The organism is Sphingomonas hankookensis (assembly GCF_028551275.1).
Taxonomy (GTDB): Bacteria; Pseudomonadota; Alphaproteobacteria; order Sphingomonadales; family Sphingomonadaceae; genus Sphingomonas; species Sphingomonas hankookensis_A.
Map to the genome: position 1 here is coordinate 1,413,970 of NZ_CP117025.1, position 14,666 is coordinate 1,428,635.

Below are 14,666 nucleotides of genomic sequence, written 5' to 3' on the forward strand. Positions count from 1 at the left end.
GCGGAATCCCCTCAGTTCGATTTGGCCTGCGCGGCGTAATAATGCCGCGCCATGCGCAGCCGGGCGGCGTCCGATTTGACCGGATCGCCGCCCAGCAGGTGATAGATGTCCCACAAGTTCACCGGTTGCCGCTCCCGCGACAGGATGCGGACGGCCAGCGCCAGTTGGTCGCCCAGCGCCTCCCCCCGGCTGGCGAGCAGGCGCAGCAGGCGTTTTTCGGAAAAGCTCGCCTCGAACAGCGCGGCACCGACGCCGCGCCGTTCGTCATGCGCGTAGAGTGCGGCGGTGCCCGACAGCAGCCCGGCGAAATGGCCGATCAGGCGCAAGCGGGTCCAGTCGTCCTTGATCCGCGACTGCGGGACCTCCGCGCGCAGCAGCGTCTTGATTGCGACGGCATCGGCGGCGGGCGATTTGGTCAGCTCCATCCGGCGCAGCGCGGCGCGGTCGCCGCTCGACATGCCCTTCATCTGGCGCGAGATCGACGTCATCCAGTCGTCCGGTGGGGCCATGTTCGCGGTGGCGGGATTACTCGCCATGTTCGGCCTCCTCGACCCATTTCTTCATTTCATAATGCAGCAGCGATCCGGCGCGGGCGCGTGCCGGGACCCGGCGGACTTCGGTGCCCGGCGCGGCTTCGGCGGCGATGTCGAAAATGTCGCCGGCGAGATCGCGCAGCGTCTCGCGCCATGCCATGCGGTGATTGTCGTCGGTCGCGGCGACCTCTTCCCAAAAGGGGGCATTGAAGAAGATGCCGTCGACCGCTTCGTTGAAGCGGTTCATCCAGCGTTCGATCTTCTTCTTGGCGCCGTCATCGTCCAGCCGCGCCTTGTCCGGCCCGCCCTGTACCAGCGAGATCAGCGCGCGGCTGAGGCGACGGCTGGCCTGAAAGCCTTCCTCCGCCCGCTTGCCCGCAACCTCGCCGATGCGGTCGAGGGGCAGGCGGCGGCCATCGGCGTCGCGCAGCGCGCCCGGCGTGCGGATGGTGCGGCGGTGCAGCCCTTCGGTCTTGCCCTGTCCGCGCACCAGCGCGGCGGCGACGATAGCGAGACCTTCGCGGTCGTCGGCGGGGTCGGGTTTGGCGAGATGGGGCAGGGTGATCTTCTTGGCGTCGAGCAGCGTCGCCATCTGGCGATAGCCGAAGCCCGCGCCGGTCGGCGTGTGGCTGGTCGATCCGTCCGCCTTCATCGGTGCCCAGGGGTCGCGCGTGTTGCCCTTCAGGTCGGAGGCGGCGACGCGGGCGCATTTCGATCCGGCGGCGAGCGCTTCGATCGCGTCGCCGCTGCGTCGCAGCCGGATGCGGCGGCAGATTTCGACATAGAGTTCGTCGAGCTTGCCGTAATCGAGCGAGAGCGTGCCGTCCCAGGGCACGGTCCACAGCAGCATCGTGCCGGTGCGTCGGTCGGGCCGGGCGCGGGCATCGGCGACGAGGCGTTCGACATCGCGCCGGAATGCGCGGGCGGCACCACCGGTCGGGCGGATGCCGAGGCTCATGCGGCTGGCGAAGCCGCCGTTCATGCGCGAGATGCCGTAATTGCCGGCGCCGAGGAACCCTTCGGTCGTCTGCAGCGTGACGAGGGCGAACAGCCAGTCCTCGTCGCTCGCCGCGACCATCCGTTCCTGTTTCAGGTCGTGGTTCTTGGCGGTGACGAGCATGTCGAGCGCGTCGGGGGTGGGGATGCGGTTCTTGTACGCCGCCCGGTCGGTGGGCTGAACGGTCGGCGGCTGGAGCAGGGCGGGCTTCGACCAGTCGTCGACGACGAGGTCCCATGCCTCCGGCTGGTCGGGAGTGAGGGCGAGCAGCAGGTCGCGCCATGCCGCTTCGGTGGCGGGAAACGTATCGGTGCCGGCATGGGTCAGCGCGAGGGCGGCGACCTGTACGGTGAAGGCGTGCCACGGCTCGCGCTGGTGGGGGCGGAGCGCGGGGAAGCTCCATGCCTGTCCGCCCGCGAGCGCGGCGAAGGCGGCGAACAGGCTGCCGCGATGCGTGTCGCCTTGTTCGTCCCGCCAACCGATCATCTGCCCCTCCGCCGGGGACAAGGGAGCCGGATCGGGGGCTTGCGTCAAGGCTTTACGATCAGTCACGGAACAGCGCCGTTTCGGCCGTCAGGACGGTGGGGGCGGTGAGCGCGCGGTCGAGATAGAGGTTGCGGGCTTCGCACGAGGTTTCGGCGACCAGCAGGCAGCTGTGGCAGGCGGCACCGCTCAGCGCGCGTTCGTCGCTATGGTGGTCGGGGTCGTGCTCGGCGCAGATCGGGTCGCCCGAGCATAGCGCCAGCCGGTCGAGCGCGCGTTCGGCGATGGCGCCGAGGCGGGGGAGGACGGCGACGAGGCCGCCCAGCGTCCCCTGCGCGCCGGTCGAGGCGGTGTAGAGCAGCAGGCCGTAGCGTGGGCCGTCTTCTTCGAGCACGGCGTAGAGGCGCTCTTTCAGCGCGGTGGCGGGGTAGCCGCAGTCGAGCGCGATCTCGTTCATCAGCGCGTGGGAGAAGCCGTGCATCGCGTAATAGGCGAGGTTCGGGAAGCGCAGCTTGTCGCCATAGGCCTGTCCCTGGCGCCAGCGTTCCCAGCCGCTCCACAAGGCTTCGTGACGGGCGGTGACGGTGGGGCGGGCGAGCCAGGCGGCGATGGCTTCGGGGTCAAAGCGCAGGAAGATGCCTTCGCCCAGCTGTTCGACGGCGGGGAGCCAGTCGAGGTCGTGGGCGAGGGCGGCGCCTTCGACCGCGACGTGCAGTTCCTCGAGGTCGCCGTCGATCGCGGTCGGGGCGGCTTCGAAGCGGGTGAAGCCATAGAGGCAGGCAACCTCGCGCAACCGGTGCACCGCGACGACCGAGGCGATCGGGGCGAGGCGCGGGCGGTCGCCGTCCCATGCATCGCGCGGCAGGGTGCGGGCGTGGAGGCGGGCGTCGGGGGCGTCGGTGCCGATCTCCGCGAGGCCGGAGGCGAGGAGGTCGAATTCGGCGACCTTGGGTGCCTTGGCGAGGGTCTGGTGGCCCGTCGCGCGCAGTTGCGCTACGCGGGCGACGATTTCGGTGTCGCTCCATCCCTCCAGCGCCGCTCGGAGCGACGGGTTGGCGCGGCGGGCGAGGGTCATTTCGGCTTCGGTCGTGACCCAGTCGATCGCGTCCATCTGCCCCTCGACCAGCCGGGTCAGTTCGTCCTCGGCGGCGGGGAGCGAGATGACGGTCAGCACCTGCGGGAAATAGGCGTTGGTCGCGGTACGGGTGAGGAAGCGGAGATTTTCGCCGCATTCCGCATCGTCCTTGTTCAGCCATGGCCGTCGTCCGCGACATTTGCCGAAGCGTCCATCGGCCTGGGCATCGCGCAGCGACAGCGATGCGCCGCAGCCGCAGGTGATGCGGGTCGAGGCGGGATCGCCCGAGGTGCCGCGCTCCTCCAGCCAGAGCGGCTGCACGCAGCGGCCGGGCTGGTCGACATGGACGGCGTAGGACCAGTCGATGTCCTGCAAATGCCCCTTGTGACAGCCCGCGACGAAGCGGATCGGGGTGACGGGTACGCGGCAGCCGTCATCGTCGGTGAAGTCTGCCCGCCCCTTCGGATTGAGGTCCTGCCAGCGGACGAGGCGGCGGCGGCGGATGTCGCCCTTCGTCTCCGCATCGCGCGCGACGAACCATGCGGGGAAGATACGCGCCTCGATCCCCGGCGGCTCGCCCGTACCGCTGCGTCCCTCGTCATCGGCAGGCGGGGTGCGCAGGGTCAGCTGCACGTCGTCGGCGAGCCGCCCGGTCGCCCGCAACAGCGTTTCGAGCACGGCGGTCGCACGCGGTTCGTGGACCGGACGCCAGCTGCCGCGTTCGCGCATGTGCCACAGGTCCAGCCCGCCGATCACGACCGATCGCGTGGGCAGGTCGACCATCGCGCCGGGACCGAAACCGAAGACCAGCTGCGACTGGCGAAGGGTAATGCGCTTGCCGCTCATGCCATGTCTCCTGCGCCGCTGACCCGTTCGCCGTTCGGCCCGCGCGGCTTGACCAGCACGCCGGGTTCGACGTCGCGCATGCTGTAGCCTGCCTGGAACCGCCGGTGGGCGGGCGACAGATTGGACAATGCGGGATCGAGCGGCGGGTGGAGCAGCCGGTGCGGGCGGTCGTCATAGGTGAAGCGCCCGCCGGCCATCGTGCCTTCGTCGGCGAGCATCATCCAGTCGTCGAGCAAGCCATCGACGGTCGCCGCCAGCCGGTCGCGTCCGCCGTCGATGGTTGCGGGCGCGCGCTCGACCAGATGCGCGACCACCGCCGCGCGGGTGTCGGGTGCGTTGGCGAGGGCGGCGACGGCGGCGGAGGGCGTCAACGACGGGTCGAGATGGCGGGCGATGGCGACGACCACGGCGGCGAGCGACCGGTCGAGCGCGCGCGCCGACCATGGCGTCACGCTGGTCGCCTCCACCGCGCGGTAGAAGGTGTCATGGAAATGGGTGAATTGTTCGAAGTGCATGCGGTCGCGCGGGCGATGGACGTTGAGCACGACGGCGACGAGGCCGGGGCGGGCGGGGTTGCGGCCGACGCGGCTGGTCGCCTGAATATATTCCGCCGCCGTCTTGGGTTGGCCCTGCACCAGCATCAGCCCCAGGCGGTCGATGTCGAGGCCGACCGAGATCATGTTGGTCGCCAGCGCCACGTCGACCGGTTCGCCGGTGCCGTCGAAGCGGGTTTCCAGCCGGGCCTTGGCCGCCGCGACCTGATCGGTCGAGACGCGTGAGGTGAGTTCGACCGGTTCCCCCAAGCTGCGGTTGCCGAAGGGGTGGTCGACCGGTTCGATCCGGCGGCGGCGGTCGCCATAGTCGGTCAGGCGCGCGGCGACCTCATCCTCGACGATCCGGCGCGCGCCGCCCAGTTCGCGCAGCGCGTTGAAATAGCAGAGCGCGGTGCGATAGGCGTCGGCGTCCCCTTCGGCATCGGCCAGCCCCTGCGCCGCGCCCAGCAAGGTCACCAGCGTTTGCAGGAACACCAGCTTCGGCCCGCGCCCCGCCGCCGCGATGCCGACATACCAGCGCGCCGGATCGTCGGCGCTTTCGGGCTTGGTCAAGGCGAAGAAGCTGTCGCGGCGGTCGATGCCGGGCGGCGGGAAGATGCGGGTATCGTGGCGGTCGAACAGCGCGCGGATCTGATCGCGGGCGCGACGGACGGTGGCGGTCGACGCGATGATCTTCGGCCGGACGCGCTGTCCGTCGATCCGGCGCGAGGCGAGGCGGTCGATCGCCGCTTCGTAGAGGCCCGCGACGGTGCCCAAGGGGCCGGAGATCAGGTGCAGTTCGTCCTGCACCACGAGGTCGGGGGGCAGGAGCCGGTGGCCGTTGTCGAGCGCGCGGCCCTTCCCCGGTTCGGCGGCGCCGTAGAAGCCGTCCGCATCGGCGCGATCGACATGGCCGAAGAATGCGCCGGCCGCGCCGTTCCATGGCAGCGCGGCGAATTTGTCGACGGTCGCGATCAGGAAGGCGGGCAGGCGGCGATAGATCGCCTCGTCCACCGTCACGATCGGCAGGGGGCGGTCGCCGGTGAACGGGCAGTCATGGTTGACGCAGCGCAGTTCGAGATTGGTCGGCGCGTCGCTGTTCGGCACGCAGCGAAAGCTCTGCGGCGTGAAGGCGGTGTCGCACCACGGACATGCCTTGATCGGGGCGGGGGCGCGGGAGTCGCGGCCGCTGGTATAGGCGCGGACCCGTTTGACGGCGGTGCCTTCGGTCTTGTCGCCCTTGCGCCCCAGCCGGTTGGGGCTGGCGTCCGATCCGACCCATAGCCCGATTTCGATCGGCCAGTCACCAAGCAGCGGGCGGGCGGATGCGTCGCGATAGTCGGGTCCGGTGCGCAGCAGTTCGAGCGCGCAGACGAGCCCGGCGGCGCGGCCCAACTGGTCGAGCGTCAGCAGGCGCAGCGTATAGCGCATGATGACCGCGACGCCGGCACCGAGCAGCCCGCTGGCCCCCAGCCGCCGGAGCGCGATGGTGAAGGCGGCGAGGCCGAGATACGCCTCGGTCTTGCCGCCGCCGGTCGGAAAGAACAGCAGGTCGGCGGTGTCGCGGTCGGGGTGACGCGGATCGGCCATGCCCGACAGGTTGAGCAGGAGGAAGGCGAGCTGGAACGGCCGCCAGGTCGGCTGGGTGTCGGTCGGGCGGCGGGCGCGGGTCGCATCAGCGACCGCGCGGTTGGCGATGGCGAAGGCGCTTCGGACGGTGGCGTCGCGTTCGAGCAACGCGATGCCGGCAGCGATGCGGTCGCATGCTTCGGCCTGATCGGCGATCAGTTGCTGCGCGGTGCGGACCCGTTGGGGTGCGGTAGCGATGTCGGGGGCGGTGGTCGCAGCGTGCTGGTCGGACGACCAGGTGCGATAGGCGGTGACGAGCGGTTGCAGGGCGATGGCCAGTGCCGTGCCGTCGCCGGCGAGGCCGGACAGGGCGTCCATGCCGAAGGTGACGTCGGGGACGGGTGCCGCCACCGTCCGCTCGACCGCTGCGCGCGGCAGATGGGTGGTGTGGACGCTTCGGACCGCGCCATCGGGGTCGGCGACATGGCCGGTGGCGCAGCCGAGGCCGACCGCATAGGCCGCGCTGTCGCGATAGTGCAGGTCGGCAAGCTGGTCGTCCCAATCGTCGCGGGCGATGCGCGACAGGTCGTGCTGCGCGACGAAGCCGGTGGCGCATGTCAGCGTCAGGCGCACCTGATAGGCGTAAGCGAGGTCGCGGTAGCGCGAGGGTGGCTCCAGCCGTTTGTTGACGAGGAAGACCGTCACGACCTGCACGGCGCGCGTCGTGCCATCGGCGCGGCGCAGCGCGAACGGGCGGGCGCGGATGGCGAGTTCGAGCGCGCCGCCGGGGCGGGCGGTAGCGGCCGATCCGACGAGGGGCATACGGGCGATCCCGTCCGCCTCGCGCGGGATGCGCAGCGTTTCGGTGGCGTGGCGGGGCACGCGCCGCCAGCCGACCGGTGCGCCATGCGGTTCGGCCCCGCTTTCCAGCATGTCGGGCGGCAGCGGCGGTTCGGGGGCATAGTCGCCCCAGTCGATCGTGACCGACAGCGTGTCGACCGAGGCATCGACCATGGTCGATAGGCCGATGGTGCCGGGCAGGAAGCGGCGCCGCGCGGCGGGTGTTTCGGGTTCGTCGTGATCGCCTGCCGCACCGCCCGCGCCGAACCCTTCGTCGGGGAGCAGGCCGTCGATCTCGTCCCATTCGGCGTCGGGGGTGTCGCTGTTCTCGGCGGTCAGTTCGCCGGAGGGGGCGATATAGCCCGACAGATACCAGCGCGACGGGCTTTCGCCCGGTGGCAGGCGTTCGGTGGCGAGGTCGGCATCCTCCGCCTCGCTGGGGCCGATCAGGTTGCGCCGGAGCCGCGCGACCAGTTCGTCGCGTACTCGTGCCGCGTTCATGCCATCCGCTCCATTTTCGCGCGTTCCTCGTTCAGTCGCAGCAGCCGGGCCAGCACCGCATCGCGAAACGGCGCGTTCCAGAACAGACGGCCCCGGTAGCGGTGGTCGTCTTCGGTGTCGGGAGCGAGGAAGACCGGCGCGGCCTGCGCGGCAAGGTCGTCCCAGCCATAGGCGGACAGCACCGCGCGATCGATGGCGGCGTGCAGGTCGCGAAGCTCCACGATGTCGGCGTCGGTGTCGGTTGCCCGGTGGAAGCGGTTATAGGTCGGGGTCATGCCCTGATCGCGCGCGATCATCAGTTGCGCGCGGTGGTCGTGGTAGGACTTGCCGGCGGCTTCGAGGGTGGGGTCGGTGTCGAAGGCTGGCGGCAGGGGGAAGGTTTCGAAGCAGTCGGACGGGGTGTAGCGCAGATCGTCCTTCATCGAGGATGCGAAGGCGCGTGCCCAGACTTCGTGGACACGGGATTGCAGCGTGGCGAAGGCGGCCATGGAGTCGAAGGCGAGTACCGACAGGGTGTTACCGAAAAGGCCGTTATTGCCGACGCGGACCAGCGCCCAGTGCGGGGTCGCAGCGCAGCTTGTCACGAACAGACTACTCAGCCTGCGGGTAGCAGCATACAGGCCGGGTCGAGGCGCTTCGTAAAGCCACCAGCGATCGCGCGTGCGCGGATTGCGCACCGTGTCCCGATACGGCTTCACCACGTTCCGAAGCAGCTCGACTGCTTCGGGAAACCTCGTTTCAGCTTCCTCCAACGATAGACCGGTAAGGTCGATGGCGTAGCGGAAGGGACGATGGTGAGGGTCGTTATAAACTTCCTCACCGCCCAAGAAGGAGCGGATGACCGCCCGCGATGCCGGTGCGCGCGCAAGTAGTGCGTGCATGGCGGCGATGGTGTTGTCCGGGCTTGCCGGCTTGTCGTCGCGGAACAGGAAGCCAGGGCCGTAAACCTTTGTGCCTTCGAAAGCCGTGCCTGCATTGGCCTGCAATTTAGTTGGTGATCCATCCAGATCGCCCTCCATCAGATAGGCCGAGATGCGGCGGACCGGGCGGCCGTCGAGGATGGGCGGGGTCGTCGTCGCTCCCTTCGTGACGAAGACCTGTGCGACGACGACCGCCGCTTCGCCTTCCCAGACGTGGCGGCTGACGGCGCGGGTGATGGTGCCGCCGTCGGCGAGGATGCGGGTGAGGCCGGTGTCGCGGGTGTCGCCCTGCCGGATGGTGTTGGTCGCGATCAGGCCAAACGCGCCGCCGATGCGCAACAGGCTGAACGCGCGGCGGAAGAAATGGGCGGCGAGATCGGCATTGCCGTGCGCGCCGTCGTGCAGCGTCTTGAGCCAGTCGGGATAGGCGGCGGCATTGCCCGCCGCGATGGTGTTCTTGCCGGCGAAGGGCGGGTTGCCGATGATCGCGTCAAATCCGGGATTGGGGCGGCTGAAAACGTCCTCGAACGCGAGTTCCCAGTGGAACGCCTCGATCCCGATCGGGGGAGCGCGGAGAGCCGCCTGCCATGTCGCCAGTTGCGCCCAGCTTTCGGGGGTGGGGGCGAGGACGCATTGCTGCACCTCGGCCAGTTTTGCCGCGCGGTCGCGGGTCTTGTTGGCGGCGAAGTAGGACCAGAGTATCGCATCGGCGACGAGATGCGCCCGGGTGAGCGCGGTGGTTGCCGCCCGGTGCCGGCGTTCCTGCGCGGCATAGGGGGCGATCTCCGCCTCCTGCCGCATCAGCCGGCGCAGTTCGGCGGCGGCGTCGATGCCGTCGCGCACGATCGCCTCGACAAAGCCGTGCTGGCGCGAGACGCGGTCCCAGGTCACCGCGACGATCTTTGGATTGGGCAGGCCGACCAGGCTGTCGCCCGAGCGCAGTACCGCGTCGAGAAAGGTGAATTCGTGCGCGCTGGCCAGCGTCTCCAGCCAGAGCGAGAGTTTCGCCAGGTCGATGGCGAGGGGGTTGCGGTCGACGCCGCGCAGGCAGTGCTGCGCCACCAGCCGCTTGGCATGCAGCAGTTCGTCCTCGTCCGCCGGGATGGTCGGGCGCTGCGCGGGCCAGCGGGTCCAGGCGGCGACGAGGCGTTCGCCGAGCTGGCGGCACGCCTCCACCAGGAACGCGCCCGATCCGGCGGCGGGGTCGCAGACCTTCAGGTCGATCACGTCGGCGGGGCCGGCATCGGGACCGATGCGGGCGAAGGCGGGGGCAAGGGCATGGGCGACGATCGGGCCGGTCAGGCTGGGCGGGGTATAGTGGCTGCCGGTGCGGCGGCGTTCCTCGGTCGGTTGCAGGATCGGCGTGCCGGCCGCGACCGGATGGCCGCGCGGCGCGGCGCGGTGGTCGGCGACGGGGGCGAGGGCGGCGGCGAGCGACGTCGCGTCGGTGGCGGTGCGTAGCGCGCGGGAAACTGCGGTCGGCCAGCCGCTGCGGCCGGTGGCGGTCTTCAGCCACTTCTCGCGCTCGCTGGCCGGTGTGGCGGCAAGGGCCGATAGGTCGACCCAAACCGGCACGCGGTTCGCCTTGCCCGCGCGGATCGCCAGCATCGCCGCGGGGGCGCACTCGGCGGTGAAGCCCATCACGGTTTCATAGACCGACCCGATCTGTTCGACGCTGAGCGCGCGATAGTGGAGCCGTTCGCCTTGGTCGATCAGCAGCGCGTCGAGCATGCGCAGCACACAGCCGTCGCCGACCGGCAGCACCGCTTCCGGATCGTCGGGGCTGTCACGGCCGAGCAGGAAGGGGAAGGCGTCCTCGTCGAACAGCTTGCCGCCGCGCGCCTGCATGAATCCCGACGGATCGCCGCGCCCGACCAAGCGGAACAGCGCGATCAGCTGCCCCCAGGCGCCGCGGCGTTCGTCCATTATGTCGGGATAGAGCGCGGCATCGTCGCGCAGCCGCAGGTGGAGCGCGCCCAGCGCATAGCCCTGTTCGTACAGCGTCGCCGCCGCGCCGCCGGGCTGCGAGGGCATCAGCGCGCGATCCTCGGCATAGAGAATGAAGATCAGGCGGAGCAGGACGGTCAGGAGGCCTTCGTAGAGATGCTGCGGCCGGTGTTCGGCGAGCGCGCGGATGCGGGCGGGATCGGCGGCGTCGAGACCGCGCAGCAGTTCGTGCAGCGAGGCGAGCACCTGAACGGCGAGGCGGCTCGATACGTCGGCCTGCGCGGCACGGCTTTCGGCGAGGAGCGCGGGGAGGCGGTGCGAGGGCGGGCCGGTGAAGAGGGCATGGGTATCGAGCAGCAGCTTCAACCCCGCCAGCATGCCGCGCCCGGCGACATCGGACAGGGCGTGGAGCGGCCAGCTCATATGGCCCGACACTTCGCCGCGCGGGGCGACGACGAGGCGCAGGATCGGTTCGACGGTCGCGCCTTCGCGGCGGCCGGTTTCGCGCGACCCAAGGATGACGCCCGCGCCGATGCCGGTTTCGCGCAGGAGGCGTTCGAAGCGTTGCTGCGCCGTCGCCTCCCATCCATCGAGCGTGCCGCGCCGGTCGAGCAGCAGCCCCGGCGCCTCGATCCGCACCAGCAGTTGCGGGGTGCCGTCCGCCGCCAGCACCGCCCAGTCGGGTTCGAGCAGGACGTCGAGTTCGGGGAAGGCGATGCGCAGCGTGTCGGGCAGGGCGGGGCCGCCGGGCGCTCCGGCGACGCGTGCCGCCGGCCAGCCGAGAACGTCGCGGAAGAACGGCCACGGATCGGGTTCGGCCAGCGCCGCTGCCACCCCCGCGCTGTCGGCGGCGTCCTGCGGCGTGACCCATGCGCCGATGCGAGTCAGCGCCGCGGGGGCGACGACCAGCCCGACTGGCTGGAGGTAGCCGATCCAGTCGTGGGGACCGGTGGTCATGCCGTCGGCCAGAGATAGACCAGCCCGATCGGCTCCAGCCGGGTGGCGTGGATGCGGGCGGCGGCGCGGAGGCGTTCGGGTTCGCGGACCAGTTCGTCGTCGAGCCGGGTGGCGGCGCGATCCCAGGAGCGGCGGTCGGCGGCGCGCTGCCGTGCTTCCGCAGGGTCAAGCAGCAGGTCAAGCTGTCCGGTATCGGACCCGCGTTCGCGCAGGATCCGGGCGATGCGCTGTTTGAGCAGCGTCTCCAGCCCCTGCGCCTCGGCAGCGGCGCGGCGGGTGAGGTCCTGCGCGACACGGGCGGCACGGGCGTCGGCGCGTTCGGTCAGCGCGGGGCGGAGGTCGGCGACGTTGCGCGCGGCGTGGGCGGTCGCGATGCGCACGGTGTCGGGGTCGGCGTCGGTCGCGTCGCGCAGCGCGGCCAGCAGTTCGTCCAGCACGCGCGCTTCCGCCTCGCGTCCTTCGGCGAGCGGACGCAACGGGGCGTCGTCGCGCCAGTCGGCGGCGACGCTCAGCACTTCCTCATGCAGCCGGGCTGCATGTTCGCCGTAGAGGGCGAGGCGGCCGAGCAGGACGACACGGGGGCTGGCGGTGGTCGCGGTGCGGATGACGCAGCAACGCTCCAGCCCCTGCCGGAACCCGGCCGACAGGAACCGGCCGAGGAGGCGTCGGACGAGGCGGTGTTCGAGGTGAAGCTGTACAACATCGCCGGCGTCGCGGCCGTCGTGCAGGATCGCGGGCGCGAAGCTGATGCGGCGGACGGCGGCGTCGGGACTGGCGCGCCATTCGCCGGGACGCTCGCCGGGCCGGACGGGGCGTGCGCGCAGTTCGTCGATCAGCGGGGTCCAGCTGGGATCGCCGGCGAGGCGCGGTTCGTCGAGCGCGAAGACGGGCGTTTCGCCGACCGTACCGGGCATGGTCCATGCGCCGCCCGATCGGTTGAGCGCGAGTTCGACCACCGATTGCAGCTCGTCCGGGTCGACGCCGACCCGCGTGCGTGCCTTTTCCAGCGCGCCGGCCAGATCGGCCTGTTCGCGGCGCAGGCGCGCCAGGCGGGCGTCGGCGGTGTCGTCGAGGTCGCGCACGGCGGCGGCGACGCGGGCATCGGCCTCCGCATCGCGGATGCGGGTGGCGAGGTCGCGGGCCCCGTCGCGGTCGATGCCGCTGCGGAAACTCTCGGCGATGCGGTCGCCCAATACCTGTCCGGCGGAGCCGAGCTGGCGCCGGATCGCCTCCGTCTTGCGGACCAGCGCGTCGAGCACGACGTCCTCGGGCCGCTGGGCATAGGTGAAATAGCGGCAGGTGACCGTGTCGGCCGGTTGCAGTTTCCGGTCGATGCGGCCGTTGCGTTGTTCGAGGCGCGACGGGTTCCAGGGCAGGTCGACATGGATCAGGTCGTGGCACTGCGACTGCAGGTTGATGCCTTCGCGCGCGGCGTCGGTGCAGATCAGGATGCGAAGCGGGTTGGTCGGATCGTTGAAGGCGCGCTTGATATCCTCGCGCCGTTCGGTCGAGGTGATGCCGGTGAAGCTGTCGATCCGTTCGGCTTCGTAGGGGTCGGCGGGGTCGGTCAGTACCGAGAGCTGGCGCTGGAGCCAGCGGCGGGTATCCTCATATTCGGTGAACAGGATCAGCCGCCGGTCGCGCCAGCCGCCATCGGCGTCGAGCAGGTTGGCGCGCGCCCAGTCGACGATCCAGCGGACGCGCGCGTCGGGGGCGGTGCGGGCGGTTTCGGCCAGCGCCAGCATCGCGGCGGCATGGGCGCGTTCGGCGGCGAGGCGGGCGGGCGGGGTGTCCCGTGCGCCGGCCAGTGCTTCGGCGCGGGCGCGGGCTTCGTCGCTGCGGTCGAGCAGGTCGAGCGCGGTGTCCTCCTGCGCGGCGAGGTCAGGGGCGTCGGGTTCGGGGTCTTCGACCGGCGTGGTCGCTGCCGCCCCGGCGATGGCGCGGTCGAGGCCGTCAATATGGACCTTCAGCGTGCGGGCGAAGGCGGGGATCGAGGAGAGGAGGCGCTGTTGCAGGCCGACGAAGCCGAGGCGTGCCTGCGCGCGGCGGGCGGGGGGCAGGGTGGCGATCCGCGCCTCGCGCAGGGCGCGATAGTCGGCGAGCATCGCGGCGAGCGCGAGTTCGGGGGCGGTTTCCGGCAGATGGTCGAGGACGATCGGTTCGACCAGGCGTTCGGGGAAGCGTTCGCCGAGTGCGCGCAGGTCGCTTTTGAGGCGGCGGACCATGACCGGTTCGAGGTCTGCGGGCCGCAGCGCGACCCCGCGCGTGAAGCGCTGCGGATCAAGCAGTTCGAGCAGGGTGGCGAAGCTGTTCGGGTGGCCGTTATGCGGTGTCGCCGAGAGGAACAGCCGATGTTCGAACCGGTCGGACAGGTCGCGTAAGGATCGGGTGAACTGGCTTTCGATCGCATAGCGCCCGCCACCGGACGGGGCGGCATGATGCGCCTCGTCAAGGATCAGCAGCGAGCGGGCGCGAAAATCCTCCAGCACGTCGCGCAACGGAGCGACATAGGCTTCGTCGCCCAGCAGCCGGTGCGACAGGATGAAGCGCGATCCCGAGCCCCAAGGGTTCGCGCCATAGCCGCGACGGCGGCGCAGCGCTTCGAGATGGCGGGCGTCGATGATGTCGAAGGCGAGGCCGAACTTGCTCTGCAATTCGTCGCGCCACTGGCCGGTCATCGCGGCCGGGGCGAGGACGACGGTATAATCGACGCGGCGGCGCAGCAGCATCTCGCGCAGCACCAGCCCGGCCTCGACCGTCTTGCCCAAGCCCACATCGTCGGCGATCAGCAGGTTGACGCGCGGCAGGCGCAGCGCCTTGCGTAAGGGCAGCAGCTGATAGGGATCGAGCCGGATGCCGGCGCGGAACGGCGCCTGGAACAGGTCGCGTTCGGCCGCGGTCGCGGTGCGCCAGCGGACGGTGCGCAGATAGGCGGAGAAGCTGGCGGCATCGCCGCCGAGCACGCCGCCTTCGCGGCCGAGCGAGGCCCATGCCTCCTCATCGTGCAGCCGCGCGTCGACCTCCGCGCTCCACAGTATGCGGGCATCCTCGCCGCTGGCGTCGTCGTCGATGCAGGCGAGGCGGTGGCCGTCATAGGGGCCGTCGGGCTGCGCCTCGACCATCCACAGCCGCCCGCGCAGCGACACGAACTGGCCGACGCCGGGCTGGGGCGTGCGGATGCTGCTGGCCATGACGGTTCCCCTCTCGGGCGCGAGGGTGGGGGGCGGGGGCGGGGGTGCCAATGGCGGTTGGGTCCGGTTTCGCGGTGATGGGCGTCGTTGGGATATTCTTCCCGAACAGGTGGAGGATGATCCGTTGGTCAAAAGCCCATCCGTCACCCCGGACTTGATCCGGGGTCCCGCTTGCCTGCGCGGGCGTGGCAGAAGAAGGGGGACCCCGGATCAAGTCCGGGGTGACGAGGGGGGGCGGGTCGTCGCTGAATGTCGGCCGGTCACTTCCGGAACA

At 70.7% G+C, this 14,666-nt stretch carries 6 protein-coding genes; all 6 read right to left on the reverse strand.

The window, feature by feature from the left end:
* Positions 1-11 precede the first annotated feature (11 nt).
* The 6 genes from PPZ50_RS06670 to drmD are packed head-to-tail and all read right to left on the reverse strand — an operon-like array spanning position 12 to position 14,392.
* Positions 12-536, reverse strand: a complete 525-nt coding sequence (locus tag PPZ50_RS06670) for a type I-E CRISPR-associated protein Cse2/CasB (RefSeq protein ID WP_066689732.1) — start codon at positions 534-536, stop codon at positions 12-14.
* Positions 526-2,016 (reverse strand): hypothetical protein, encoded by a 1,491-nt coding sequence (locus PPZ50_RS06675; RefSeq protein WP_066689731.1) that lies wholly within the window; start codon positions 2,014-2,016, stop codon positions 526-528. The genes PPZ50_RS06670 and PPZ50_RS06675 overlap by 11 nt, the downstream gene beginning before the upstream one ends.
* A 58-nt stretch (positions 2,017-2,074) precedes the next feature.
* Entirely contained in the window at positions 2,075-3,934 is a 1,860-nt protein-coding gene (gene drmB / locus PPZ50_RS06680) for a DUF1998 domain-containing protein (protein ID WP_066689730.1), read from the reverse strand.
* Positions 3,931-7,377, reverse strand: a complete 3,447-nt coding sequence (gene drmA, locus PPZ50_RS06685; protein ID WP_066689729.1) for a DISARM system helicase DrmA — start codon at positions 7,375-7,377, stop codon at positions 3,931-3,933. Before drmA ends, drmB begins: the two co-directional genes overlap by 4 nt.
* Positions 7,374-11,201: an Eco57I restriction-modification methylase domain-containing protein gene (locus PPZ50_RS06690; RefSeq protein ID WP_272815754.1), complete on the reverse strand. Its 3,828-nt coding sequence runs from the start codon at positions 11,199-11,201 to the stop codon at positions 7,374-7,376. Before PPZ50_RS06690 ends, drmA begins: the two co-directional genes overlap by 4 nt.
* Complete coding sequence (gene drmD / locus PPZ50_RS06695; protein WP_272815755.1) at positions 11,198-14,392, reverse strand: DISARM system SNF2-like helicase DrmD; 3,195 nt, start codon at positions 14,390-14,392, stop codon at positions 11,198-11,200. Before drmD ends, PPZ50_RS06690 begins: the two co-directional genes overlap by 4 nt.
* Positions 14,393-14,666: the final 274 nt, after the last annotated feature.

What these genes read in the sequence shown, in the direction of transcription:
- PPZ50_RS06670 (WP_066689732.1), bottom strand. Translation starts at nt 536, where the DNA reads ATGGCGAGTAATCCCGCCACCGCGAACATGGCCCCACCGGACGACTGG.
- PPZ50_RS06675 (WP_066689731.1), bottom strand. Translation starts at nt 2,016, where the DNA reads ATGATCGGTTGGCGGGACGAACAAGGCGACACGCATCGCGGCAGCCTG.
- drmB (WP_066689730.1), bottom strand. Translation starts at nt 3,934, where the DNA reads ATGAGCGGCAAGCGCATTACCCTTCGCCAGTCGCAGCTGGTCTTCGGT.
- drmA (WP_066689729.1), bottom strand. Translation starts at nt 7,377, where the DNA reads ATGAACGCGGCACGAGTACGCGACGAACTGGTCGCGCGGCTCCGGCGC.
- PPZ50_RS06690 (WP_272815754.1), bottom strand. Translation starts at nt 11,201, where the DNA reads ATGACCACCGGTCCCCACGACTGGATCGGCTACCTCCAGCCAGTCGGG.
- drmD (WP_272815755.1), bottom strand. Translation starts at nt 14,392, where the DNA reads ATGGCCAGCAGCATCCGCACGCCCCAGCCCGGCGTCGGCCAGTTCGTG.